The sequence below is a fragment of the Sphingobium sp. V4 genome, assembly GCF_029590555.1.
Lineage (GTDB): Bacteria > Pseudomonadota > Alphaproteobacteria > Sphingomonadales > Sphingomonadaceae > Sphingobium.
Genome location: NZ_CP081002.1, coordinates 485,403 through 509,802, shown reverse-complemented (window position 1 = coordinate 509,802; position 24,400 = coordinate 485,403). Strand labels below are relative to the sequence as shown.

Sequence of the window (24,400 nt, the reverse complement as noted above, 5' to 3'; positions counted from 1 at the left end):
CGGATTTTGCCAATCGCTTCGTTTCGATTCGCATATGTTATGTACTCATCCGGCGGACCGAACATTTGCCAGGAGAGCAGAGACCGGAGTGGATAGGCGCACCCTTGGGAATGCGCTCCTGAGAGGCTCGTGACGCCCGCTAGACGGGCCATAAGGGAGCCAACATGCCTTCGATCTCTAATGTCCGTCGCGCCTCTCGTGCGGCACTGCTACTCTCCTGCTCCGTGGCAGGCCTCCCTTCTGCCGCTTGGTCACAGGATCCGGCTGCGGTCGAGGAGAGTGACGCGATTACTGTCACAGGTCGCAGGGTCTCGCAATCTTCCGAAGCGATTGGCGAGGACAAAATCAGCAATGTCGTCGCGGTTACGCGCGAGGCGCTGCTGTCGGCACCATCGGGTATTTCGGGACTGAAGATGCTGGAGCAGTTACCCGGTTTCAACGTGCAGACGGACGGTGCGCTCGGCCTTTACGAGTTCGGCAACAGTGTCCAGACCCGCGCGTTCAACCTCGACCAGATCGGGTTCGTGGTGGATGGTATTCCGACCGGGCGCAGCGACGCATTCGGCGGCAGCCCGGTATTCCGGTATGTCGACAATGAAAATCTGGGCGCGGTCGTCGCTTCGGTCGGCGCAGGGGATGTCGGTCTGCCCAGCTATTCCTCGCTCGGCCCGGTGGTGCAATATAACAGCATCGCTCCGCAGGACGAGATGGGCCTGTTCGTGTCGCAAAGCTTCGGCGATTTCGACATGAAGCGCACCTTCATCCGCGCCAGCACCGGGCAGGTCGGTCCGTTCAAGGCTATGTCAGTCGCACTAAGCTCAATAGCGACCTGTGGCGCGGCCCCGGCACCGTGGACCGCGAACATTGGGAAGGGCAGATCCACGCCGATCTGGGCGGCGACAGCTGGGCGCGGTTCAAATTCGTGTCGAACGATTTCTTCGACTATGATTCGCCCACCATCACCCGCGCCCAATATAACTGTACCGCGAAAAATGCGCTTGGCCTGTGTGGCCGCGATTATGCCTATATCGCAAATGTGCCGAACACGACGGTCGGTTTCGCGCCGCTCGCTACGGCACCGGGGGTTTATTATTCCAACGCCGCCTACACTGCCGTCTATAATCTGGCGATCAACGTCCGCAAGGACCGGCTCTATGGTGCAACCTTCCATATCGGCATAGCGGACGGCGTCTGGGCGGAATCCACCGTCTATTGGGAAGATAAGGACGGCTATGGCGTGTCGCCTGACGGCTATGCCAATTCGCTGAGCCGCTACTCGCCGCAGCGTCAGGCGGGGCTGGCGGTCAACGCACCCAAGGGCGTGCAATATGGCCTCTCCGGCGTCGGCGGCGACCGTTATGGCATCACCAGCAGACTGCACTGGGACATCGGAAGCAACGCGCTGGAAGCGGGCACCTGGGCCGAGGTCGACAAATATCACCGCACCCAGGCGCGCTACAACACCACCGATGGCGCGCCCGACAGCGCGCCCAATCTGGACGAACTGGTCTATTTGCGCCGCGACTATCGCTCGCAGCGCGATACCCTTCAAATCTTTTTGAAAGACACGATTAAGCTGGCCGATGACCGGCTGGTGCTCGATCTCGGCTTCAAGGGGCTGATGATGGATTATCGACTGAGCGGCTATCGCGACTTTGATGATTATTATCGCGTCGTGAATGGCGTCGGCGTGCCGGGCTGGGGTCCGTCGACCAACAGCGCCCATTATCGCGACATGTTCCTGCCGATGGCGGGCCTGCTGTACAAGCTGGACGGCCGGTCGCAGGTCTTTGCTTCCTATGCGGAGAATATGGCACTGCCCAAGGGGATGGACGACATTTATGCCGTCACCCGACCCGGCACGTCTGCGCTGGTGCCGCAGCCCGAGCCCGAACGCTCGAAGAATATGGAACTGGGCATCCGCACCAATCAGGGCCAGCTCTATGCCTCGCTCGCGGCCTTCTACACCAAGTTCGCCAACCGCATTCAGTCAATCACCACCTTTGTCGAAGGCGGCGGGGCATCAACCGAAACCTTCTACCAGAATGTCGGCCGGGTCCGGGCCTATGGCGCGGAATTTGCGGGCACCTACAAGCCCGCTTTCCTGAACGGCTTTGCCTATGGCAACCTCAACGTCACCTACAACAACGCCAAGTTCAAGGATGACATCATCGCGTCGACCGTGATCCCGATCGCGGGAAAATTCCTGCCAGACAGCGCGAAATGGATCGTCGGCGGCGGCGTGACGGTGGAACCGGCAAGCTGGCTGGTCGCCAATTTCTCCGGCAAATATACCAGTAAGCGCTGGTCGACCTTCACCAACAGCACGGGATCGAGCGTGCCGGGCTATACGGTGTTCAGCGCCTATGTCGACATTGGCGACGGCTTCAGCGTCGGCCCGTTGAAGAGCCTCAAGGCGCGATTCAATGTCGACAATATTTTCGACAAGGATACGCTCTCCTTCATATCCTCGGCGGTGTCTGGCGACGGGGCGTTCCGGCCGCTGTCCCCACGCACCTTCCAGTTCACCATTTCCGGGGAGATCTGATGCGGCTTTCCTTTGTTACCGGAGCAGCGCTGGTCGCGCTGCTCCCGATCGCGTCGGCAGCGCAAGAAGTGTCGAAGAAGGTTTATCAGCTGCATCAGAAGATGCTGACACTGGACAGTCATCTCGACACGCCCGCTTCGCTCGACCTGCCCGGCTGGTCGATCAAGGAGGGGCATGAAGTGCATACCGACTACACCCAGGTGGACCTGCCCCGGATGAAGAAGGGCGGGTTGGACGGCGGTTTCTGGGCGATCTACACGCCGCAGGGGGCGCTGACGGTCGACGGCTTCCGCCAATCGCGCGACTTCGCGCTGCTGCGCGGTATGGCGATCCGGTCGATGGTCGCGGCGGACCCTTCCAATTTCGAGCTTGCGACAGCGTCGAAGGACGCCGCGCCGATCGGGGCGGCGGGTAAGCGAGTCGTCTATATGTCGATCGAAAACGCCTATCCGCTGGGTGAGGATGTGTCGCTGCTCAAGACCTTTTATGACATGGGCGTGCGCGTGTCGGGCTTTGCTCATTTTGCGCATAACCAGTTTGCTGACAGTTCCACCGATCCGTCGACAAAGCCGCGCTATGGCGGCCTCAGCCCGCTGGGCAAGGAATTGCTGGCGGAGATGAACCGGCTCGGCATTGTACCGGACGGGTCGCACAGTTCGGATCAGGTGCTGGACGATCTTCTTATGTTGTCGAGGACGCCGGTGTTGCTCACCCATTCAGGCTGCAAGGCGATCTATGATCATCCGCGCAACATCGACGACGCGCATCTGAAAGCGCTCGCGGCACAGGGCGGGGTGATCCAGATGAACGCCTATGGCGCCTATCTGCGCGCGTCCAGATCCAATCCGGAGCGCCAGAAGGCGATGGCGGCGCTTATGGGGCAAATGCGCGAGGACGCGCAACTCTCGCGCGAAAAGCGAGCCAAACTACTGGCCGAGCGGCAGGAGATCGATCGGCTCTATCCTGAAACGGACAAGGCGACCTTCGACAATTTCATGGCGCATATGCTCCATGCGCTCAGGGTGGTGGGACCGGATCATGTCGGCATTGGCCTGGATTGGGACGGCGGCGGCGGCGTGGTCGGTCTTGAGGATGTGGTAGACCTCCCGAAGATCACCAACGCCTTGCTGAAGGCGGGCTATTCGGAGGCGGATATCCAGAAAATCTGGTCCGGCAACGTGCTGCGGGTGCTGAAGGCGGCGGAAGACGGAAAAGTAAAATGAACGAAAGCTCGAATACTCCCATAGGGTGGCTCCGACGCTGCGCGATCACCGCATGGCATTACAATAGCAGGCTCGACGAAAGACTCCGCCGAGAGACAGCGATATATTCACTGAATCGACAAGCGGGTATTTCTACGCCGGATTTATATATAGCGGATTCGCTATTGTTCTGACCTTGCTTGTCGTATTGGCATTTTACAAGGTGGATCCTTGTGGGGTAAGGCCCGTTATGCCGGACAACGCACGCATTATCAACGGAACCTATCGCGCGTTGGGTCCATTTATCGGTTCGGGCACGATTGGCCGAGCCGACGTTAAGCGATAGGTGAGGCGCTCGGCGGGCGAAACCCTACGCCAACTTTTCTATTCCAGCTTTTCTGGGGATCGGCAGACGTCCGAGCCTGGGGAAAGAGGTGCGGAATGTCCTGCACCAGCGACGATTTATCGGCTCTCGATCGGGCAGCTTTCCGCGGGCGGCCACGCATAGCAAAGCTCTTTCGTTCGGTTGGCCGATATTACTTCGCGGGACGTCGTCGCGAAAATCCCGCAGGAAGAAGGGCCATCGGCCTCCCGCTTCGGGATGTTCCTCGCAATGAACAGCGGAGGGGCCGCTGCAGCCCTGGACCGAGTACGAAGGTAGGGCGTTCATAGAAGCAGCGAAACCCGCCTATCCGCGCCAAGGGAAATTCTATGGGCTGTAAGGACGGAAGCAGGCTTTTCAGGCCATTTCCGTCGTCATTTCTCTCGCCGCGACTTCGGCGTCGATGCGCGCATAGAGAAGATTGCGTGCCCGCGCGCCCGCTGCGTCGCCCGGAAGCCAGCCCAGTTTCATCGTGCGCAGATCGCGGTCGCCGATATTGGCCTGCTGATCTTCGAGCATGGGCAGGTCTTCCAGTTCGAACGGGACGCTCAGGAAGCGGACCTGCTCCTGTGCCATCTGGTCGCCGATCGGACCCATGGCCTTGGGAAAGGCGATTGAATACCAGTAGTGCGAACTGGTTGCCGTTTCCGGGGTGAACAGATGCGCCGTCGGCGCTTCCCGGCCTTCCGCCTTGGGACGGCCGCTCGTCACCGCACCGGCGAATATCGCCAGGTTGGCCGGCGCGTTCCAGCGGACGTTGATCCAGCGGTCGGCCAGGGCGTCAGGGTCGATCCCCATGGCTTCCGCCAGTTCGGGCGTCATCATTTCGCCATGGATGTCGCGGTTCGACCAGACTTCCACACCTTCCTGCTTCCAGGTGTAGATGCCTTCGGACACCTTGTCGCTGCCGAGCGTGGTCGGATGCAGGAACTGGACATGGCTCAGGTCCAGGATATTCTCGATCTCCAGTTCGTAGCCCGCCTTGACGTTCAGATAGCCCTTGCCAACCCAGGCCGTCTCAGGATCATTGAAGCCGAAATCGGGGATGAGCGCTGGGTCCGCGCGGTCCGCTTCGCCCATCCAGATCCAGATCGCGCTGTGCAACTCAATGACCGGATAGGGGCGCAGGCTCATATTTTTGGGCGGCGCGCCGAACGGATTGTGAACGCAGGCGCCGTCGGTGCCAAAGCCCAGGCCATGATAGCCGCACTGGACCATGTCGCCGACCAGCTTGCCGCGCGCGAGCGGCGCGTAACGATGCGGGCACACGCCATGGAGCGCCTTCACAACGCCGGCTTCATCGCGAAAAAACAGGATCGGGTCGCCCAGCAGGCGGCGGGACAGCATACCGCCTTCGGGCACCTCATGGTCCCAGGCGGCAACGTACCAGGCGTTTTTCAGATAAGCCATCACATACTCCTCATCCCGCCGGCTGTGCAGGCCCGGCCATGTTATGTACCATTGGTACACTTTGGTTTCGGGTCGAGTCAAGTGGGGCTTAGGCTGGCGCGCTGCCTTCCGCCACTCCGTTCAGGAAAAGGGCTGCCGTCGTGGCGGCCTGGCGTGCGATTGCCGCCTCATCGGGTGGCGGAACCAATCCCAGCAGTCGCCGCTCATACAGATCGCTGCGGATCATGTGGGTCAGGCGTCCGGCGCAGTCCTGCAGGTTGATGTCGGCGCGGATGCCCCGTCCGACCCATTTCGAGAGGAAAGCCGCAACTTCATCGACCACCAGAAGATGCGCCTCACGATAAAAACTGTCACCCAATCCCTCGGCCGCATCAGCCGACGCGATCACGCCGCGATAGACCGTCAGCGAATCCGGCCGCAGGTAGAAGGCGAGCAACCCGCGCAGCAGGCTCTGTAGCGCAGGTTCCAGCCGATCCTCCGCCCCGGTGTCCAGCGTCAGCTCCGCCATCACTTCCTGCGCCGTCAGCGCCATGGCTGCAGCGAACAGCCCCGCTTTGTTACCGAAATATTTGACGACCGTGGCCTTCGATCCGCCGGCGAGCCGGATGATGTCGTTCAGACTCGCGTTCTGAACGCCATGCACGGCCATTTGTTCGCGGGCGTGATGGATCAGCGCGGCCTTGCGCGCGTTGGCGGCGCGGTGCTTGCCATTGGCGGACGGGACAGAGACGGAAGCGGGCGCGGACATGGTGGGACATTCGCCGCGATGCCGACATGTTGCAAGCGCCCGGATCGCGGCGCACTTCCATGAATAGGTCGATTTCATCGTTTCGGTTTGACCGGATCGCCCCGCGGCATGATCCTGCCCCCCAGAAAAACCGCGGAGGGGAAAAGACGATGCGCGCTTGCACCATATTGCGGCGGAGCGATTAGCAGCATGGCAGGCGAAACCCTTTCCCACCCTATGCCCGGCCCGCTGACGGGAATCGCGCTGCTGTTGCCGATCACACTGTCGACCATGGCGATCGTCCTGTTGGCACCCATTCTGCCGCAACTGCTGCACGCCTATCGTGCAGTGCCCGGATATGAATTCTGGGTGCCGATGATCCTGACCGTTCCGGCGCTCTGCGTGGCGTTCCTCTCGCCGATAGCCGGACTACTGGGGGACCATTTCGGCCGCCGCCGCCTGCTGTTGGCCGCCTTCCTGCTCTATGCGCTGACCGGCGTCGCGCCGGTATTCCTCACCAGCCTTCCCGCCATCCTGGCGTCGCGCGTCGGCGTGGGGCTGTCCGAGGCGCTGATCATGGTACTGTCCACCACGCTGATCGGCGATTATTTCACCGGCGCAGCGCGCGACAAATGGCTGGCGGGACAGACCGCCTTCGCGTCCCTGTCGGCCTTGCTCTTCTTCAACATCGGGGGCCAGCTTGGCGCGTTCGGCTGGCGTATGCCCTTCTGGGTCTATGCGTCCGCGCTGCTGATGTTCGCGCTGGTGCTGCGCTTCACGTGGGAGCCGAAGGGGGAGCGTAGCGGTCCCGCGGGGGTGGCGGCGCCTGTCGCTGATGGGGGCTTCCCCTGGCGGCGCATGATGATAATCCTGGCGATCACCGTCTATGGCTCGATCTTCTTCTACACGGTGCAGATTCAGGCATCGTCGGGGCTGGTGCATCTGGGCCTGACCGATCCCGCCCGAATCGGCCTGCTAACATCGATCGCCAGCATCGGCGTGCCGCTGGGCACCTTCGTCTATTCTCGCGTCGGACGCTGGCCCATTCGCCGCCTGCTGCTCATTGAATTCGCGCTGCTCGCGGCGGGCTTTGCGACCATGGCGCTGGCAAAGGGCCCGACGCCCTTCCTTGTCGGCTGCTTCCTCAATCAAGTTGGCGCTGGCCTGCTGCTGCCCACGCTGCTGGTCTGGTCGATGAGCCTGTTGTCGTTCGAGGTACGTGGACGGGGTGCCGGCATGTGGCAGAGCGCTTTTGCCTTCGGCCAGTTTCTCAGCCCCGTCGTCGTCACGCTCTTGGGGCGTCAGGCCGGCGGCTTGATGGGGGCATTCCTGCTGATGTCGGTTGGCGCGCTGGTCGGCGCAGGTATCGCGTTGCTAGCGCCGCTCCGTCGCGGTGCACAGCCGGTGAAAAGCATGATCGTCCATGGCTGATCGGCTGAAGGGCAAGGTGGCGGTGGTCACAGGTGCGGCTAATGGCATCGGCCAGGGCTGCGCGCGCATCTTTGCTGCGGAAGGCGCGCATGTCATCGGCGTCGACCGGGCAGGCGTGGACGAGAGTTGCGACCTGCTGGACGAAGCCGCGACCGATGCGCTGTTCAACAGGATCGGCGCCGATCATGGCCGCATCGACATTCTCGTGAATGCCGCCGCCTTCGCCATCTTCGACTGGATCGAGGCGCTTTCCTATGCCGATTGGAGAGCGACGCTATCGGGTGAACTCGATATCGTCTTTCTCGCGACCCGCGCCGCCTGGCCCTGGCTCAAGGCAAGCGGCCATGCCTCCATCATCAATTTCGCCTCGGCCAATGCCCGCCACGCGCTCGAAGGCTCTCCAGCGCTCGCCCATTGCGCCGGCAAGGGCGGGGTGCTGGCGATGACTCGCCAACTCGCGATGGAGGGCGCGCCACATAATATCCGTGCCAACAGCATCGCGCCCGGCTTCATTCGCACCGCAGCGACGGGGCGCCATCTGGCGGAAAACCCGGCGTTCGAGGCAACGGTGCTGGCGAAAAACATGCTCAAGCGGTTGGGCGAGCCCGACGACATCGGCTGGTGTGCGCTGTGGCTGGCCTCGGACGAGGCCCGCTATGTGACCGGCGCCGACGTGGCGGTCGATGCGGGCGCGACTGCCTGGTGATGCGACGAAGGAAGGAATGGACATGATCAAGGAAATTGCCCGGATCGACATCGATCCGGCCCAAGCCGCCGATTTCGAGACGGCCGTCGCGCAGGCGCAGCCCCATTTCCGTGCCGCGCCCGGCTGCCGCAGCTTTGCGCTGGAGCGCGCGGTCGATCGGCCGGGTCATTATCTACTGGTGGTGGGCTGGGACAGCGTCGACGCGCACATGGTCGATTTCCGCGCGTCCGACGGCTTCCAGGCCTGGCGCGCGCTGGCTGGTCCCTTTTTCAAGGCGACGCCTGACGTCTTCCACATCGAACCCGCGATCGGCGGATTCTGACTCATTTTCGGGCTCGGATGGCCCCATAAGAAAGGACGAACATATGGCACAATATCTTAAGCGGGGCGCGACCGCACAGGCGAAGGCCGATGCCGACCGGAAGGTCCGCGATATCGTCGAAGCGACGCTGGCCGACATCGAACAGCGTGGCGACGCAGCGGTGCGCGACCTGTCGATCAAATTCGATGGCTGGGAGCGGGACGATTATCGCCTGAGCCAGACAGAAATCGACGCCTGCGTCGACAGCCTGTCGCCGCAGGAGCGCAAGGACATCGAATTCGCCCAGACCCAGGTTCGCAACTTCGCGCAGATCCAGCGCGACAGCCTGCACGACGTCGAGGCCGAAACGATGCCGGGCGTCATCCTGGGCCACAAGAATCTGCCGCTCAACTCGGCCGGCTGCTATGTGCCGGGGGGTAAATATCCGCTGCTCGCATCCGCCCATATGTCGGTCATCACCGCCAAGGTCGCAGGCGTGAAGCGGGTCATCACCTGCGCGCCGCCCTTCCAGGGGCAGCCGGCCCGCGCGATCGTCGCGGCGCAGGCCATGGCGGGCGCGGACGCCATCTATGCACTGGGCGGCATCCAGGCGGTCGGCGCGATGGCGCTCGGCACTCAGAGCATCGACCCGGTCGATATTCTCGTCGGGCCGGGCAACGCCTTCGTCGCCGAAGCAAAGCGCCAGCTTTACGGCCGGGTCGGTATCGACCTGTTCGCCGGGCCGACCGAGACGCTGGTGATTGCCGACGAGATCGGCTGCGACGCGGAACTGGCCGCCACCGACCTGCTCGGCCAGGCCGAACATGGCCCCGACAGCCCGGCCGTGCTGCTGACCACTTCCGAGAAGCTGGCGCGCGAGACGATGAAGGAGGTCGAGCGGCTGCTACAGATACTGCCCACCGCCGACTATGCGCGCAAGGCATGGGAGACGTTCGGCGAAGTGATCGTGGCGGAGGATGATGCGGAAATGGTCCGCATCGCCGATGATCTCGCGTCGGAACATGTCCAGGTGATGACCGCTGATCCTGATTATTTCCTCAAGAACATGACCAATTATGGCGCGCTGTTCCTGGGATCGCGCACCAATGTCAGCTTCGGCGACAAGGTCATCGGTACCAACCACACGCTGCCGACGAAGAAGGCGGCGCGCTACACCGGCGGGCTGTGGGTCGGCAAGTTCATCAAGACCTGCACCTATCAGAAGGTCATGACCGACGAAGCATCGGCGCTGGTCGGCGAATATTGCAGCCGCCTGTGCGCGCTCGAAGGCTTTTCTGGCCATGGTGAGCAGGCGAACATCCGGGTCCGCCGCTATGGCGGCCGCGACGTCCCCTATGCCGGGGCGGCCGAACCCACGCCGGCGACGGCCGCCTGACGATGGAGGCTTTGCCAACGACGCCCAGCTTCCGGCTGGATGGCAGGCGCGCGCTGGTGACGGGTGCAGGGCGAGGCATCGGCCTCGCCTGCGCCGCCGCGCTGGCGCAGGCGGGCGCGCATGTGACGCTTGCCGCCCGCAGCGGGGAAGAGATCACGGCCGGGGCGGAGGCGATCCGCGCGGCGGGTGGCCAGGCGGAGGCGGTCCGTATCGACGTCAATGACGTGGCAAGCATGACCGCGGCGCTCGGCGCGCTCGTCCCTTTCGACATTCTGCTCAACAACGCCGGGACCAATCGCCCCAAGCCGTTCACCCAGGTGAGTGAGGAGGATTATGACGCGGTGCTCGGCCTCAACCTGCGCGCCGCCTTCTTTGCCGCGCAGATCGTGGCGCGGGGCATGATCGCTGCGGGCCTGCGCGGATCGATCATCCATATGGGGTCGCAGATGGGCCATGTCGGCGGCCCGCGTCGCTCGCTCTATTGCGCGTCCAAATGGGGGCTGGAGGGGCTGAGCAAGGCCATGGCGCTGGACCTGGCGCCGCACGGTATCCGGTCCAACACGATCGCGCCGACCTTCATCGAAACCCCGATGACGCGACCCTTTTTCGAGGACAAGGCGTTTCTTGCCAGCGTGCTCGACAAGATCAAACTGGGGCGGCTCGGCACGGTCGAGGATCTGATGGGCGTTGTGGTCTTCCTCGCGTCCGACGCCAGCGCGCTGATGACCGGCACCAGCTTGGTCGTTGATGGCGGCTGGACCGCCGAATAAGGAAAGGCCCGGCGGTTGCGTCCGCCGGGCCTTTCGCCGCGTTCAATAATCGTCCGCCAGCCGGTGCAGTCCCGCGCCCAGCGCCGCACCGATCGCTTCGGGTGGATCGCCTGCCAGTTGCATCCTGCCGACGGCGATGCTGGTCTCCACGACATGGCGGCACCGGTCGTAGCGTCGCGCTTCATAGGCTTCCAGACCAGCCTCTATAGTAGCCGCCCGGTCCAGTTCCTCCGCCAGCACCAGCGCACTTTCTACCGCCATGCCCGCGCCCGACGCCATGTGCGGCGTGGTCGCATGGACGGCATCGCCCAGCAGCACGATATGCCCCATATGCCAGGGTCCAGGCTGCAAGGCGGCGGCGAGCGGGCGATAGTTGATCCAGTCGTTACGGGTCATATTCTCCCGCACCCAAGCGATGTTGCCGCCGAAATCGGCAAGATTTTCCTGCAATCTGGTGAACAGTTCCTCGTCGGTGAAATGGACTTCGCGATGTTCATGCGGCGTCAGCATCCACAGATAGACCATATCCTGCGCGCAACGATTGATGCCTGCGGGATAGCGATGGCCTAGATAAATCTCCCCGCTCTCCAGCGTCGGCGGGCGCTTCATCGACACGCGCCAGCATCCCTGGCCGGTGGGCTGCGCCTCGGCCATGTGCGGGAAAGCCATGCGCCGCACCGCCGAATAGATGCTGTCGGCGCCGACCACTAGGTCAAAGCGCTCTTGGGTCCCGTCGGTGAAGGTCACGTCCACGCCGCCATCGCGGTTTTCGAGCGCGCTGACCGACAGGCCCAAGCGAATATCGGTATCCAGCGCCTTGACTCGCGCCTGCATGATGCGGTGCAATTTGGGCCGCATGATGCCGCCGGTCGCAGGAAGCCCTTCCTCCAGCGCGGGTTCATCCAGTTGCTGCAAGCGCAACCCGTCATGGCGGAAGATGGTCGATCCCTTGGCGATTGCGCCTTCTTCCTTGATCGCGTCGAGCAGGCCAAGGCGCCGATAGGCGCGGAGCGTCGGGCCGGTGATTGTGATCCCCGCGCCGTAGACCCGCCATTCCGGATCGATGTCGATCAGCGTGACCTTGCCGCCCAGTTCGCCCAGACGGATGGCAGCAGCCATGCCGCCAATGCCTCCGCCGACGATCAATATATGTTTGCCCGCAATCATGATACCATGCCTCTCCCGGAAACTCTTCTCACTGTTTCTGCTATCGAGTGCCGGGCAGCCGCGAAAATCCTTTACTTCAATATCTGCTATCGGAAAGCTGGATAGACGGGGCGATCGTTTCGCCATCGTCCGCGCGTGCAGATAGGTCCCATCCAGAAAATCAATGCGACAGCGACCCGTTTCAACGACCAATATTGCGCCAAATCAAAACCATTCAGGGAGAGGGCAATGCGCAAGATTCTATTCGCCACAACGGCCGCCGTCGTAACGATGGCCACCATGCCGGACGCCTGGGCGCAGGTATCCGAACAGGCGGCCGACCAGTCGTCGGCCGGTATCGACGAAATCGTCGTGACGGCGCAGCGCAAGTCGGAAAGCGCGCAAAAGGCCGCGATCGCGATCGACGCCGTTACCGGCGACACGCTGATCCAGCAGGGCATCACCAAGGCGGAGGATATCACCAAAAGCGTCCCCGCCATCACCGTCACCAATGGCGGCGGGTCCAACACCTCGATCTTTATCCGCGGCGTCGGCAACATCACGTCCAGCAGCTATAACGACCCCGCCGTCACCCCCAGCTATGACGGCGTCGTGCTGGGCCGCGCGGCGGGCGCTTTCGGCTCTGCCTTCTACGACCTTGCCCGTGTCGAGGTGCTCAAAGGCCCGCAGGGCATACTGTACGGCCGCAACGCCACCGGCGGCGCGGTCAACATCATTCCCGCTCGCCCGGAACTGGGCCGCAACGGCGCGGGCTTCAACGTGTCCCTCGGCAATTATGATGCAGTCAATGTCGACGGTTATCTCAACCTTGCGACCGGCGACACCAGTGCGCTCCGCGTCGCCGCCACGCGCCAGGTCCATGACGGTTATAACCGCGATGGCAGTGACGATCTGAAGCGGACCGGCCTGCGTGGCCAGTTCCTGATCGAGCCGACCGACGCCATCAGCCTGCGCATCGGCGCGGACTGGACCAAGATCGGCGGCGTCGGGCCGGGGGGCAGCTATATCGGCGCTTATACGCCCGGTCCATCGGGATATAGCTTCACGCCGGGGCCGTTCGATGCGTCGGAAGGGTTCAACACGGATGCGGCCAACGCCTATCGACGGACATTGCTGGGCGCGCCGGGCTTCGGCTTCCTCAATGCGATGAACCAGCAGCAGTCGGTCGATTACACCTATTGGGGCGTCAATGCGGAACTGAACTGGAAGACCGATATCGGGACGTTCACGCTCGTCCCCGCCTTCCGCAAGTCGAAGGGCGACAGCTTCTTCTACGGCCCGGCGTTCAACACGGCGTATAGCGCCGAAACGGACAAACAATACAGCCTCGAAGCCCGCCTCGCCGGGTCGGTCGGTATGATCGACTATGTGCTGGGCGGCTTCTACTTCAACGAAAGGATCGACGCCCAGAACGAATATAATCAGGAATTCGTGCTGCCGATCCAGTCCTACACCCACAAGACGAAAAGCTGGGCCGGCTTTGGCCAGCTGACCGCCCATGTCAGCGACCGCTTCCGCCTGGTCGGCGGTGCGCGCTACACCCGCGACAAAAAGTCGATGGACGGCATCATCAACAATTTCATCACCTTCTGCGGTGGCCTGCCGCCCGCCAATATCGTGCCGCCGGCCTCCTTCGCGGCGGGATGCGCGGCACCCAATGCGCTGCCGCGCTATCCCAATTTCCTGACGACTGGCGACACGGTCAACTGGCTGGCCAGCAATGGCTGGATCGCGGCGGGCAGCACCGACCAGGCGAACCCGCAGGTCTTCGCGCTGCTGAACGGCAAGGGCACGATCCTCAAAACCTATAATCCGGTGGTCGACAGCGGCAGCTATTCGCGCGTCACCTGGAAGGCGTCGGCGGAGTTCGATCTCGGCCCGGCGAACCTGCTCTACGCCACGGTCGAAACTGGCTATCGCGCCGGCGGTTTCCAGCTGGCGGAGGGCAAGTCGAGCTATGATCCGGAATTCATCACGGCCTACACGGTGGGATCGAAGAACCGCTTCTTCGACAATCGCGTGCAGTTGAACGTCGAGGGTTTCTACTGGAAGTATAAGGACCAGCAGATCACCTATTTCACGGTCGATACCAGCGGCACGCTGATCAATTCCAACGAAAATGCGGGCAAGTCGACGATCAAGGGCTTCGACGTGGACGCCATCGTCAAGGCGACGCCGACGACCACACTGAACGCCAAAGTGCAATATCTCAAAGCCACCTATGACGACCTGCACCTCTATACCGCCTCGCCCCGCGACAATATCGCCTGTCCCTTTACCCTGACCGGCGCGACCGCCGGCGGCGCGCCGGTCAAGGACTTCAACTGTTCGGGCAAGCCCTTGCTCTATTCGCCCAAATGGACCGTCAATCTGGGCGCGGAACAGGTGGTGCCGCTCGGCCGCTCGCTCGAACTGGTCGGCAATATCGCCACCGCCTGGCGCGACGACCAATGGGGCGCGTTCGAATATCTCGATTTCGAACATATCCGCGCCTATTGGCAGACCGACCTCAACCTCACGCTGCGCGCGGCCGATGGCGGCTGGTCGCTGGGCGCCTTCCTTTACAATCTGGAGAATAAGCGCCGCATAGCTACGCCCCAGCGCTCGCCGATCGGTATGGCGGTCGCCCGGTACACGGCACCGCAGACCTATGGCCTGCGCTTCTCTGCGAATTTCTGAAGCAAACGAGGATAGGGTAAAGGAGCAGGGCCTGGCGGTCCTGCTCCCGACACTTCCGGAAGGACGATCATGCAGTTGGACAGACGGGCTTTCATTGGCGGCGTAGGCGCGCTCGGGACATTGGCCGCGAGCGGGGAGGGTGCTACTGCGCCGGTTGGCAAGGTCCGCCCCAACATCATCTTCATCATGGCAGACGATCTGGGTTATGCTGACCTGTCCTGCACCGGATCGCACCATATCCGTACCCCCGCGATCGACAGCATCGGTGCGCAGGGCATCCAGTTCCGGCAGGGCTATGCCAACAGCGCCATCTGCTCGCCAACCCGTACTGCACTGCTGACGGGCTGCTACCAATATCGCTTCCCGATCGGCGTCGAGGAGCCGCTAGGCCCCGGCGCACCGGACGGCATCGGGGTGCCGGTCGACCGACCTACCATCGCCTCGGTCCTGCGCGACCAGGGTTATCGCACCAAGCTGGTGGGCAAATGGCATCTGGGCGAACCGCCCCGCCACGGGCCGCTCCGCCATGGCTATGACGAATTTTTCGGCATCGTCGAAGGCGCGGCCGACTATTTTCGCCATCATATGGTGATGGGAAAGAAGACGGTCGGCGTCGGCCTTGCGCAAGGCGACACGCCGATCGAGCGCAACGGCTATCTGACCGACCTGTTCGGCGACGAAGCTGTGAAGACGGTCGAGCAGGCGGGCGATAAGCCCTTCTTTCTCAGCCTGCATTTCAATGCGCCGCACTGGCCCTGGGAAGGGCGCGAGGACGCCGCAGTTGCGCCGACGCTCGATGGCTCTTTTCACTATAATGGCGGAAGCCTCGCCAAATATAAGGAGATGGTCGAGGCGATGGACCAAAATGTCGCCAAGCTGCTGGCGGCGCTGGAGCGCAGCGGCAAGGCCGAGAATACAATCATCATCTTCACCAGCGACAATGGCGGCGAACGCTTCTCCGAAACCTGGCCCTTCACCGGCGTCAAGGGCGAGCTGCTGGAAGGTGGCATACGCGTACCCCTGCTCGCCCGATGGCCCGGCCATATCGCCCCGGGCTCGACCAGCGATCAGGTGATGATCTCGATGGATTTCCTCCCGACCCTGCTCGCCATGGCGGGAGGCAATGGCGCAAAGGCCGGCACGTTCGACGGCCTCGACCTGTCGGCGCAACTCACCGGCCGTGCTGCCCCCATCGATCGCACCCTCTACTGGCGGTTCAAGGCCAATGGCCAGGCCGCCTTGCGCCAGGGCAACTGGAAATATCTCAAACTGGGCGACAAGGAACATCTGTTCGACCTCGCCAGCGACGCGCGCGAACGCGCCGATCTCGCGCCCGACGATCCCGCGCGGCTGAAGGCCATGCGCCTGCAATGGGATGCTTGGAACAGCCAGATGCTCGCCTATCCGCTCGGAAGCTATAGCGAGGATGTGCGTGCTCATTATGCGGACAGATATTGAACCATGACGATCATCGTGACCGGAGCCGGTGGCTTCGTCGGCCGCCAGCTTGTGCAACGCCTGCTGGACGCGGGTGAGAGCGTTGTCGGCATGGATAGCGTGGCAGGCGGCATCCCCGCTGGTGCGCGCGCGGTGGCGGGTGACATTGCTTCGCCGTCCGTCCGTGCCGAAGCCTGTGCCGACGGATGCAGCGCGCTCGTCCATCTCGCGACCGTTCCGGGCGGCGCGGCGGAGGCTGATCCCGCCGCGTCCCGCCGTATCAATATCGACGCCATGTACGACCTGCTCGATGCCGCGAAGGCAGCGGGGCGCAGGCCGCGCATCGTTTATGCCAGCTCCATCGCGGTGTTTGGCGATCCGTTGCCCGCCGGTGGCGTGGACGACGACACTCCGCTCGCCCCGCGCATGATCTATGGCGGGCACAAGGCGATGATGGAGATCGCCGTCGCCATGATGCACCATCGCGGGGAGATAGAGGGGATCAGCGTCCGCCTGCCCGGCATCCTCGCTCGGCCCAAGGGGCCATCGGGCATGAAATCTGCCTTCATGAGTGACCTGTTCCATGCCCTGCGCGCGGGCGAACCCTTCGTCTGCCCGGTCTCGGAAGGCGCGACCATCTGGGCGCAGTCGGTCGCGCGCTGCGCCGACAATCTGGTCCATGCGCTCACCATGGACCCGGCGCTGATGCCCGTCACCCGCGTCGTGACGTTGCCCGCACAGCGCATCGCCATGGGCGATCTGGCCGCCGAGGTTGCGCGGCAATGCGGCGTGTCGCCCGATCTTGTCCGCTACCGCCCGGACCCTGCGCTGGAGGCTGCCTTCGGCGCGCATCCATTGCTTGCCACCCCGGCAGCGGACCATGCCGGCTTTGCCCATGACGGCGATCCTGCTAAGCTCGTTGCCAACGCGCTGTCGGCCATAGCGGCAGGCTGAGGGAGGACAGGACATGCGCTTCGACAGGCTGGATCTCAATCTGCTGGTGGCGCTTGATGCGCTGCTGGCCGAACGCAGCGTCAGCCTGGCGGCGGACCGCATCTGCCTGTCCCAGTCCGCCACATCCTCTGCCCTGGGCCGTCTGCGCGACTATTTCGCCGATGATCTGCTGGTCCAGAAGGGGCGGCAGATGGTGCTGACTGCCCGCGCCGAAGGGCTGGTCGATCCGGTCCGCGCCGTTCTGGAACAGATCCGCTCGACCATCGCGGTGCCGCCGCCGTTCGATCCCGCCACGTCCGACCGGACGATTCGTATCATGGCGTCGGACTATATCACCGAAGTGCTGCTGGCCGCGGCCATGACCGACCTGCAACAGCAGGCGCCCGGTATGCGGTTCGAAATCCAGTCGCTGAGCGAAGCCTTGCTGGAATCGCTTGAACGCGGCGCCATCGACCTGCTCATCACCATCGACTATGCGATTTCCGCCGACCACCCCAGTCAGATATTGTTCGAGGACGATTATGTCGTCGTCGGCTGGAACGGCAATCCGGCGATGGCCGGGCCCATGACCAAGGAACTCTATTTCGAGCTTGGGCATGTCACCGCTCGCTTCGGCCGCGCTCGCGTGTCCGCTTTCGAGGACTGGTTCGTGCGTCGTCAGAAGCGTCAGCGCCGGGTCGAGATCGTAACCCACAGTTTTCTTTCCCTTCCCGGCCTCGTCATCGGCTCCGACCGGATCGCGACTATGCACCGGCGGCTGGCGACCCGCATGGCCGCTTATCTGCCGTTGACCCTGCGCGAAGTGCCGATGGACATCCCTCCCATTCGCGAGGCGATCCAGTGGCATATTTCCAGCAACAATGATCCGGCGATCCGCTGGGTCGTCGAACGGATCATGTCCTATGCGCAGATGCCCGCCGTCCCGGCACGCGATCCGTCCGTCGTATCGCTGGACGAGGCGCGCGTATCGCGCGAGGAACTGGCCGCGCAATTCCTGAGCGATTCGACGCCCAAGTCGCGCGGTTAGACGTCCTCCATCCTGTCGAAGGCCGCCCGTGCCTGATTGATTTGCACGCTGCTGGCCTGCACCCAGCCCAGCAGCCGGCGCGCTTCCTCGACCAGTTCGGCGCCCAAGGGCGTCAGCGCATAGCCTACCTTGGGCGGGACATCTTCGCTCACCGATCGCGCCACCAGCCCGTTGCGCTCCAGCAGCCGCAATTTGAGCGTCAGCACCCGCTGAGAAATCCTGCCTTCCGCGCTCAGCCGGTCGAGCAGCCTGCGCAATTCCGCGTGGCGAAACGGCGCGACGGCCAGCAGCAACAGGACGAGCATCGACCAGCGATCCCCCAGCAAGCCGAAGATGGTCCGGATCGGCGCATCGCGCTGCGCGCCATGGTCCGCCATATCTTGCGCCAGCGCGGCCAGACCCACGCGCGCGTGCGGATAGAAATCGTCGAAGATCATCATCGGTCTCATTTTGGAGGGCACAAAAAAGTGCCGTCTTCCCGCCTCTGCTGCGCAGCATATGATGCCTGTCGACAAGAGCAAGGGAGGAGAAAGCGATGCAGGCCGATGCGATCCGTCTGGACGGCAAGGTAGCGATCATCACCGGCGGAGCGGGCGGGATCGGCGCGGCCACCGCGCAACTGATGGCGGCGCGCGGCGCGCTGGTGGCCATCGCCGACATCGCGTTCGAGGCAGCGCAGGCGCTGGCCGCGACGCTCCCCGATGCGCTGGCGATCGCGCTCGATCTGGAAAGCGAAACCTCGACCCAAGCCATGATCGCCGCCGCCATCGCCCATTATGGCCGGCTCGACATTCTCCACAACAATGCCGCCCTGCTCGGCCCCGACATCGCGCAACGGGATGGCAATATCGAGCATATGGAAACGGCGCTGTGGGACCGCACCTATGCCGTCAACGTGCGCGGCACCATGGTCGCCTGCCGCGCCGCGCTCCCCCATCTGCGGGCCACGCGCGGCAATATCGTCAACACCGTCAGCAATCTGGCGTTGCAGGGGCATCTGATTCAGGCCGCCTATGGTTCGTCCAAGGCCGCGATCATCCAGATGACACGCTCGATCGCCGCCAGCCACGGATCCGATGGCATACGCTGCAACGCGGTCGCGCCCGGTATGACGATGACGCCCGCACTCCGCGCTGCCTTCCCGCCGCCCTTGCGCGAAGCGGTGGAGGCGGAAACCCTGCGCGAGCAGCTTGGCGACCCGGACGACATTGCCCAGGTCGCCGCTTTCCTCGCGTCCGACGCCGCCCGCAACATTACCGGCCAACTGATCGTCGCTGATGGCGGCTGCGCCAGCCACGTCCCTGGCATCGCCCAGTTCCGCGCCTTCTTTGGAGAGCATCAATGAGCAATTACGACATCGTCGTCATGGGCGCGGGCCATAATGGCCTGACCGCTGCTGCCTATATGGCCAAGGCGGGGAAGAAGGTTCTGGTCCTGGAACGCAAGCCCCATTTCGGCGGCGGCGTGTCGACCCGCGAACTCATCACGCCGGGCTACTGGCATGACGAACATAGCAATGTTCACATCATGATCCAGGGCAACCCGATGATCCGCGAGGACGAGCTGGGCCTGATCGGCAAATTCGGCCTCGACTATATCTATCCCGAACTGCCGCATGTCAGCATCTGGGATGATGGCACCGTGATGCGATCATGGAAGGATCTCGACCGCACCTGCCAGGAAATCGCGCAGTACAGCCTGCGCGATGCCGACGCCTATCGCAAGTTCGTCGGTATCAGCCAGGGCGTGCTGCCGATGTTCATGGGCGGTCTTTACGCGCCGCCCTTCCCGATAGGAGCCTTCGTCGCGATGATGGACCAGTCGGATGAGGGCCGCTTCCTGCTCGACGTCATGCAGCGGTCCGCGCTCGATGTCGTGAACCAATATTTCGAGAGCGACCGGCTGAAAATCCATATCGTCCGGCTCGTAACCGAAAATCTCCAGATGCCCGACGAACTGGGCACCGGCATGGGCGCGCTGCTGATGCCCGGCATCATCCACACTTATGGCGTGTCGATGCCCAAGGGCGGCTCCGGCGAACTCAGCAAGGCGCTGGTCCGCGCGATCGAACATATGGGCGGCGAAGTGCGCTGCAATGCGGAGGTGAAGCGCGTCATCGTCTCGTCGGGCAAGGCGACGGGGCTGGAACTGATCGACGGCGAAACGATCATGGCGAAGGATGGCGTCATCGGCGCGATCCACCCCCATGTGCTGCGCCGTTTTGTCAGCGAAACCCCTGAACCCGTGCTGCAACGGGCAGAACGGGTCACGCCCTCCACCTTCTCGATCAACCTGCTGCACATGGCGCTCAAGGAAAAGGCCAAGCTGCGCTGGAGCGAAGGGGAGGGCGGGGTGATGACCGAACTGCTCCAGACCCACAGGATGCGCGATATGCTGCTGGATTACGATCATCTGCGCCGGGGCGTGGTGCCACCCCGCCGCCTGATCGCGGGCGGCGACAACACCGCCAACGATCCCAGCCGCGCGCCGGCGGGGGGCGGTATCTTCTACGGGGTGACCTTCGCGCCCTACGACCTGCACGAAGGCGGCCCGGCGGCATGGGACCGGATGAAGGAAGAGATCGCAGAAGAAAGCCTGCGCCAATATCGCCTGTTCTACAGCAATCTGGACGAGGATAATATCATCGGCTCACTGGTCCGCTCCCCGCTCGATCATGAACGCGACAGCCCCGCCAGCTTCGTCAAGGGCGACATTCATGGCTGCGCGCCCTTCATGTACCAGACGGTCGGCCACCGCCCGACGCCAGACCTTGGCCATTTCCGCGTGCCGGGGATCGAGAGCCTCTATCTCGTCGGCCCCTTCATGCATCCGGGCGGCGGCGTGTTCGGCGCGGGCCGCGCCACCGCGATCCAGATGATGGACGATATGGGCATCGATTATGACAAGGTCTGCGCAGGAGCCGTACAATGACTACGAACAAGCCGCCCGTCATGAAAATCCTCGACGCGCAGGACAAGGAACTGATGACTGTCCGCAAGATCGAGCGGGACGGCAACGCCCTCATCATCCGCGGAAAGATCTTCGGCGCCATGCCGATGGTCGCCAAACTGACCCCCGCCGAAGCGCGCGCCGCGCTGCGGTTGCTGGACAGGCGCACCATCCTTTTCCTGCTGACCCTGCTGTTCCGGCGGGGCTAGGGCAACCCCAACAATCCTCTCCTGCAAGGGGAGGGGACCGGAGAAGCGGGTGGAGGGGTTTCCCGTTATCGAGTCTGGCTGCGCCAGCCACCTCCCCTTGCAGGGGAGGACATGCCAGCCCCCCAACAAACGCCCCACCTATCCGCCCCACCGATAGCAGCGTCCCATGAAATGCGTTTCCGCGCCGTCGCCCCCGCCGCCATGATGATGGTCAGGATGAGGAGACATGCATGAGCATTTTGGGCGTTGAGAGCGCGATTTTCGGGGTTGCCGACCTGGGCGAACATACCCGCTTCTGGACCGATTTCGGCTTGCCGCTGGAAAAGGCGGATGACCATCAGTCGATTTTCCGCCTCGCCTCCGGCTCCCGTGTCATTCTCTACCGCCATGGCGACGCGCGGCTGCCTTCGCCCGATCCCTTCCCCGGCGATGGGCTGAAGCAAACCGTCTGGGGCGTGGAAAGCCCCGATGCGCTGGATCGGATCGCCGCCAGCCTCGCGACCGAGGTCGCCGTGCATCGCGACGACGACGGCACTGTCCATTGCACCTGCCCCGACGGCCAGCCCATCGGCCTGCGGGTCTGGGACAAGCGCCTGGTCATCAGCGAAACCAGCCCGGTCAACACGCCGGGTTCCTATCCGCGCTTCAACCAGCACCGGATCTGGCGGCGCAAGGCCATCCCCAAGACGATCAACCATGTCGTCTTTTTCTCGCCCGACTATGTCGGCAGCTTCGAATTTTACGAACGGCATCTGGGCTTTCGCTATGTCGACCATAGCAAGGGCACTGGTATCTTTTCCCGCGCCGACGGCACGTTCGAACATCATTCGATTTTCTGGGTTAATTGCGACCTCCCGATTGCGCCCGACCATTTCAAGTTCATGCATATCGCCTTCGGCATGGACGATATCGACGAGGTCATGCTCGGTGCTAACATCATGGAGGCGAAGGGCTGGAAGAACCAGACGATGAACAGCTCGGGCGGCATATCGCGCCACCGCATCTCGTCGGCCATCTATTATTATTGCGACATGCCGGGCAAGGCGGGGGAAGCGGAATATCATGCCGACACCGATTATCTGGACGATAACTGGGTTCCGCGCGCCTGGGATTTCCGTTTCGGTTCGCTGCTCTGGTCGAACAACGCCCCGCCCATCTTTCGCGGCGACAATATCCCCTGGGACATGAGCTTCGACGCCGATCGCGCCAGCTTCGAACCGTATCGCAAGAGCCAGCCGGGCAAGCGGCCGGTCGAAGGGAAGCTGGCTGATATCAGCGAAGCGGATGAACACGCCATATGAAGGATTCCGCAGGACAGGCCGGCAGTCGTGCCGGCCTGTCCTGCGGAACGCCCTTTGCCTTATATCCATCCGTGCCGCCTCAAACTGTTCGGTGGCGTGGCGGGCGTAATCATATTTCCGGCTTTTGTTCAATCATGCCGAAAAGGGCAGGAAAAGTGCGAAGTTAAGCGGCGGATATCCTCTTTTCAGGGGATCGGCTCCTCGACGAATTCGATGAGGTTGCCGGCGCAATCGCGCAGGAAACACCCCTTGCCGAATGCCTCGCGCACAACAAAGGCGATGTCCGCGCCCTTGCCCTCCATCTCGACCAGAAACGCCTCCAGGTCATCGACCCTAAAGGCGACATGCTTGTTGCCATGGGTCTTAAGGTCCGATGGCGGATGGCGGCGTGCTTCGGGCAGCGGGGCGGCGCCCTCTACCTCGAACAGCTCGAACCGCAACGGTCCCTTGCGCACCATCGCCGCATGGGACCGCGCTGCCTCGATGTAGAAGCGCTTTTCGACCACGAAGCCCAGCACCCGGCCATACCAGTCGATCGCCGCGTCCAGGCTGGGCACGCTCACCCCGCCATGGTGGAAGGTGAAATCGGCCATCAGCCCATCTCGGCGAAGGTCTGCGCGCACCAGTCGGCGATATAGTCGCGCATCCCCGTGCCATTGTCGGCGCCGCAATGCTCGACCTCGAAATCGGCCTTCGTGAACATGCGCAGCGTGCGCTTGGGGGAATTGACCGCCTGATCGTAGCTCAACTGCGCGTTGAAGGCGGGTATTTGCCGGTCATTCTCGCCATGGGTGATCAGGAAGGGCACCCTGATCTTCTCGACCTGTCCGTCCAGCGTGATCTGGTCGGCATAGGCCAGGAAATCGGCCTGATTGTCGAAGCCGAACACCCACATCACATGGTCCCAATAATGGGGCACCGGGTTCTCGCCTTCATTGGCGACCCGCTCGCGCTGGCGCCGGCCCCAGACATGGTTCGCGCCCATCACCGCGCACAATGCATAGCGCGGATCATTGGCGGCGATGCGCGGCGCATGATAGCCGCCGAAGGACAGGCCGAAAATGCCGATCCGGTCATGGAGTACGTCGTCGCGCGTCAGCAGATAGTCGAAGGCGGGCGATCCCCAGCGTTCGGCATCGAACACCGCCGTCAGTCCGCGCTTGCGCAGCGCTTCGCCGGTGCCGGGCTGGTCCACGAACAGCGTGTTGATACCGCGTTCCAGATTGGACGCGCCGTGCCCTGCCATATTGACCTGTTCCTTCATGGAATCGAGGCCATTGACCGACACCAGAGTGGGGCGCGGCGTCCCCGATCCGTCATGGACGAAGATCGCCGTATAGGCGCTGTCCTCATAAGGGATCTCGACAAAGTCGACATGCAGCCCGCGCAGCGCCACCCCCCTGGCGTACAGCTCCAGCCCGCGATCATAGGCGGCCCAGCGCGGCGCATAGTCGCGGCTCTGCATCCGTTCGGCCGCCAGATAATAGCCAGAAGCGCGCAGATATTTGGTCCCCGCGGACAAGGCATAACCGGCCGCTTCGTCCGCCGCGCCATTGGCCGCGACCTGGTCCGCCACCCGCAGCCAGCTGTCGAACATCAGCGCGCTTCCGGCGTCGGCGCCGGCCTTGGCGGCCTCAATGATGGGCCGGTTCGCCTCGTCGATCTCGCCATGATTGCCGCCGCACACCAGCGCCAGATTGGTGGCGAGATTCCAGACATAATTTCCGGGGAAGGGCTCGAACATGCAGATCCTCTCGACTGTTGCGCCGCCGGCATGGGCAGCTTCATCCACCGCATCACAAAC

The 24,400-nt window shown here is 63.1% G+C and carries 20 protein-coding genes and 1 pseudogene; 15 read left to right on the top strand and 6 right to left on the bottom strand.

Features of this window, described 5'->3' with window-relative positions; genetic code table 11:
- Positions 1–164 precede the first annotated feature (164 nt).
- Positions 165–2,548: pseudogene (locus tag K3M67_RS18010) on the top strand (TonB-dependent receptor).
- Entirely contained in the window at positions 2,548–3,771 is a 1,224-nt protein-coding gene (locus tag K3M67_RS18005) for a dipeptidase (protein ID WP_285833651.1), read from the top strand. Before K3M67_RS18010 ends, K3M67_RS18005 begins: the two are co-directional and overlap by 1 nt.
- Before the next feature lie 718 nt (positions 3,772–4,489).
- On the opposite strand, the gene K3M67_RS18000 is transcribed toward K3M67_RS18005, so the two are convergent.
- Both K3M67_RS18000 and K3M67_RS17995 read right to left on the bottom strand, forming a co-directional pair.
- Positions 4,490–5,542 (bottom strand): Rieske 2Fe-2S domain-containing protein, encoded by a 1,053-nt coding sequence (locus K3M67_RS18000; protein ID WP_285833650.1) that lies wholly within the window; start codon positions 5,540–5,542, stop codon positions 4,490–4,492.
- 88 nt (positions 5,543–5,630) lie between these two features.
- Positions 5,631–6,290 carry a TetR/AcrR family transcriptional regulator gene (locus K3M67_RS17995; RefSeq protein WP_198162843.1) on the bottom strand — a complete coding sequence of 220 codons (660 nt, stop codon included), beginning with the start codon at positions 6,288–6,290 and terminating at the stop codon, positions 5,631–5,633.
- A 189-nt stretch (positions 6,291–6,479) separates the two neighbouring features.
- Between K3M67_RS17995 and K3M67_RS17990 the strand changes: the two genes are divergently transcribed.
- The 5 genes from K3M67_RS17990 to K3M67_RS17970 are packed head-to-tail and all read left to right on the top strand — an operon-like array spanning position 6,480 to position 10,873.
- Positions 6,480–7,700 carry an MFS transporter gene (locus K3M67_RS17990; RefSeq protein WP_285833649.1) on the top strand — a complete coding sequence of 407 codons (1,221 nt, stop codon included), beginning with the start codon at positions 6,480–6,482 and terminating at the stop codon, positions 7,698–7,700.
- Positions 7,693–8,406: an SDR family NAD(P)-dependent oxidoreductase gene (locus K3M67_RS17985; RefSeq protein ID WP_285833648.1), complete on the top strand. Its 714-nt coding sequence runs from the start codon at positions 7,693–7,695 to the stop codon at positions 8,404–8,406. Before K3M67_RS17990 ends, K3M67_RS17985 begins: the two co-directional genes overlap by 8 nt.
- A gap of 22 nt (positions 8,407–8,428) precedes the next feature.
- Positions 8,429–8,728 (top strand): putative quinol monooxygenase, encoded by a 300-nt coding sequence (locus K3M67_RS17980; protein ID WP_285833647.1) that lies wholly within the window; start codon positions 8,429–8,431, stop codon positions 8,726–8,728.
- 43 nt (positions 8,729–8,771) lie between these two features.
- Positions 8,772–10,103, top strand: a complete 1,332-nt coding sequence (gene hisD, locus K3M67_RS17975) for a histidinol dehydrogenase (protein WP_285833646.1) — start codon at positions 8,772–8,774, stop codon at positions 10,101–10,103.
- Positions 10,104–10,105: 2 nt separating this feature from the next.
- Positions 10,106–10,873 carry an SDR family NAD(P)-dependent oxidoreductase gene (locus K3M67_RS17970; RefSeq protein ID WP_285833645.1) on the top strand — a complete coding sequence of 256 codons (768 nt, stop codon included), beginning with the start codon at positions 10,106–10,108 and terminating at the stop codon, positions 10,871–10,873.
- Between the two features lie 42 nt (positions 10,874–10,915).
- On the opposite strand, the gene K3M67_RS17965 is transcribed toward K3M67_RS17970, so the two are convergent.
- Positions 10,916–12,040: an FAD-dependent monooxygenase gene (locus tag K3M67_RS17965; protein WP_066857011.1), complete on the bottom strand. Its 1,125-nt coding sequence runs from the start codon at positions 12,038–12,040 to the stop codon at positions 10,916–10,918.
- Between the two features lie 228 nt (positions 12,041–12,268).
- On the opposite strand from K3M67_RS17965, the gene K3M67_RS17960 reads away from it, so the two are divergent.
- The 4 genes from K3M67_RS17960 to K3M67_RS17945 all read left to right on the top strand — a co-directional run bounded on the left by K3M67_RS17960 (position 12,269) and on the right by K3M67_RS17945 (position 18,137).
- Positions 12,269–14,719: a TonB-dependent receptor gene (locus tag K3M67_RS17960; RefSeq protein WP_285833644.1), complete on the top strand. Its 2,451-nt coding sequence runs from the start codon at positions 12,269–12,271 to the stop codon at positions 14,717–14,719.
- A 69-nt stretch (positions 14,720–14,788) separates the two neighbouring features.
- Positions 14,789–16,177, top strand: a complete 1,389-nt coding sequence (locus tag K3M67_RS17955; protein WP_066857005.1) for a sulfatase family protein — start codon at positions 14,789–14,791, stop codon at positions 16,175–16,177.
- A gap of 3 nt (positions 16,178–16,180) precedes the next feature.
- The gene (locus K3M67_RS17950) at positions 16,181–17,110 is read left to right on the top strand and encodes an NAD-dependent epimerase/dehydratase family protein (protein ID WP_285833643.1); all 930 of its coding nucleotides are present in this window, start codon (positions 16,181–16,183) and stop codon (positions 17,108–17,110) included.
- A gap of 13 nt (positions 17,111–17,123) precedes the next feature.
- Complete coding sequence (locus K3M67_RS17945) at positions 17,124–18,137, top strand: LysR family transcriptional regulator (RefSeq protein WP_066856999.1); 1,014 nt, start codon at positions 17,124–17,126, stop codon at positions 18,135–18,137.
- On the opposite strand, the gene K3M67_RS17940 is transcribed toward K3M67_RS17945, so the two are convergent.
- Entirely contained in the window at positions 18,134–18,577 is a 444-nt protein-coding gene (locus K3M67_RS17940) for a winged helix-turn-helix transcriptional regulator (protein WP_232313679.1), read from the bottom strand. The genes K3M67_RS17945 and K3M67_RS17940 overlap by 4 nt on opposite strands.
- Before the next feature lie 95 nt (positions 18,578–18,672).
- On the opposite strand from K3M67_RS17940, the gene K3M67_RS17935 reads away from it, so the two are divergent.
- The 4 genes from K3M67_RS17935 (at position 18,673) to K3M67_RS17920 (ending at position 22,596) form a co-directional block, all read left to right on the top strand.
- Positions 18,673–19,482 carry an SDR family NAD(P)-dependent oxidoreductase gene (locus K3M67_RS17935; protein ID WP_285833642.1) on the top strand — a complete coding sequence of 270 codons (810 nt, stop codon included), beginning with the start codon at positions 18,673–18,675 and terminating at the stop codon, positions 19,480–19,482.
- On the top strand, positions 19,479–21,068 hold the full coding sequence (locus K3M67_RS17930; RefSeq protein WP_285833641.1) for a phytoene desaturase family protein: 1,590 nt from the start codon (positions 19,479–19,481) through the stop codon (positions 21,066–21,068). Before K3M67_RS17935 ends, K3M67_RS17930 begins: the two co-directional genes overlap by 4 nt.
- Positions 21,065–21,295: a hypothetical protein gene (locus K3M67_RS17925; protein ID WP_066856988.1), complete on the top strand. Its 231-nt coding sequence runs from the start codon at positions 21,065–21,067 to the stop codon at positions 21,293–21,295. The genes K3M67_RS17930 and K3M67_RS17925 overlap by 4 nt, the downstream gene beginning before the upstream one ends.
- Positions 21,296–21,525: 230 nt before the next feature.
- Positions 21,526–22,596: a VOC family protein gene (locus tag K3M67_RS17920; protein WP_285833640.1), complete on the top strand. Its 1,071-nt coding sequence runs from the start codon at positions 21,526–21,528 to the stop codon at positions 22,594–22,596.
- Positions 22,597–22,781: 185 nt separating this feature from the next.
- On the opposite strand, the gene K3M67_RS17915 is transcribed toward K3M67_RS17920, so the two are convergent.
- Together K3M67_RS17915 and K3M67_RS17910 are read right to left on the bottom strand one after the other, a co-directional pair.
- A complete protein-coding gene (locus K3M67_RS17915) occupies positions 22,782–23,189 on the bottom strand; it encodes a VOC family protein (protein ID WP_285833639.1) in 408 nt (135 codons plus the stop codon).
- Positions 23,189–24,340 (bottom strand): alpha/beta hydrolase, encoded by a 1,152-nt coding sequence (locus K3M67_RS17910; protein ID WP_285833638.1) that lies wholly within the window; start codon positions 24,338–24,340, stop codon positions 23,189–23,191. The genes K3M67_RS17915 and K3M67_RS17910 overlap by 1 nt, the downstream gene beginning before the upstream one ends.
- Positions 24,341–24,400: the final 60 nt, after the last annotated feature.

Bases quoted from the DNA above. Each gene is read 5' to 3' on its own strand.
- K3M67_RS17925 (WP_066856988.1), top strand. From the start codon at position 21,065: ATGACTACGAACAAGCCGCCCGTCATGAAAATCCTCGACGCGCAGGAC.
- K3M67_RS17940 (WP_232313679.1), bottom strand. From the start codon at position 18,577: ATGATGATCTTCGACGATTTCTATCCGCACGCGCGCGTGGGTCTGGCC.
- K3M67_RS17945 (WP_066856999.1), top strand. From the start codon at position 17,124: ATGCGCTTCGACAGGCTGGATCTCAATCTGCTGGTGGCGCTTGATGCG.
- K3M67_RS17960 (WP_285833644.1), top strand. From the start codon at position 12,269: ATGCGCAAGATTCTATTCGCCACAACGGCCGCCGTCGTAACGATGGCC.
- K3M67_RS17915 (WP_285833639.1), bottom strand. From the start codon at position 23,189: ATGGCCGATTTCACCTTCCACCATGGCGGGGTGAGCGTGCCCAGCCTG.
- K3M67_RS17965 (WP_066857011.1), bottom strand. From the start codon at position 12,040: ATGATTGCGGGCAAACATATATTGATCGTCGGCGGAGGCATTGGCGGC.
- K3M67_RS17970 (WP_285833645.1), top strand. From the start codon at position 10,106: ATGGAGGCTTTGCCAACGACGCCCAGCTTCCGGCTGGATGGCAGGCGC.
- K3M67_RS17995 (WP_198162843.1), bottom strand. From the start codon at position 6,290: ATGTCCGCGCCCGCTTCCGTCTCTGTCCCGTCCGCCAATGGCAAGCAC.
- K3M67_RS17935 (WP_285833642.1), top strand. From the start codon at position 18,673: ATGCAGGCCGATGCGATCCGTCTGGACGGCAAGGTAGCGATCATCACC.
- K3M67_RS17955 (WP_066857005.1), top strand. From the start codon at position 14,789: ATGCAGTTGGACAGACGGGCTTTCATTGGCGGCGTAGGCGCGCTCGGG.
- K3M67_RS17980 (WP_285833647.1), top strand. From the start codon at position 8,429: ATGATCAAGGAAATTGCCCGGATCGACATCGATCCGGCCCAAGCCGCC.
- K3M67_RS18000 (WP_285833650.1), bottom strand. From the start codon at position 5,542: ATGGCTTATCTGAAAAACGCCTGGTACGTTGCCGCCTGGGACCATGAG.
- K3M67_RS17910 (WP_285833638.1), bottom strand. From the start codon at position 24,340: ATGTTCGAGCCCTTCCCCGGAAATTATGTCTGGAATCTCGCCACCAAT.
- K3M67_RS18005 (WP_285833651.1), top strand. From the start codon at position 2,548: ATGCGGCTTTCCTTTGTTACCGGAGCAGCGCTGGTCGCGCTGCTCCCG.
- K3M67_RS17990 (WP_285833649.1), top strand. From the start codon at position 6,480: ATGGCAGGCGAAACCCTTTCCCACCCTATGCCCGGCCCGCTGACGGGA.
- K3M67_RS17950 (WP_285833643.1), top strand. From the start codon at position 16,181: ATGACGATCATCGTGACCGGAGCCGGTGGCTTCGTCGGCCGCCAGCTT.
- hisD (WP_285833646.1), top strand. From the start codon at position 8,772: ATGGCACAATATCTTAAGCGGGGCGCGACCGCACAGGCGAAGGCCGAT.
- K3M67_RS17985 (WP_285833648.1), top strand. From the start codon at position 7,693: ATGGCTGATCGGCTGAAGGGCAAGGTGGCGGTGGTCACAGGTGCGGCT.
- K3M67_RS17920 (WP_285833640.1), top strand. From the start codon at position 21,526: ATGAGCATTTTGGGCGTTGAGAGCGCGATTTTCGGGGTTGCCGACCTG.
- K3M67_RS17930 (WP_285833641.1), top strand. From the start codon at position 19,479: ATGAGCAATTACGACATCGTCGTCATGGGCGCGGGCCATAATGGCCTG.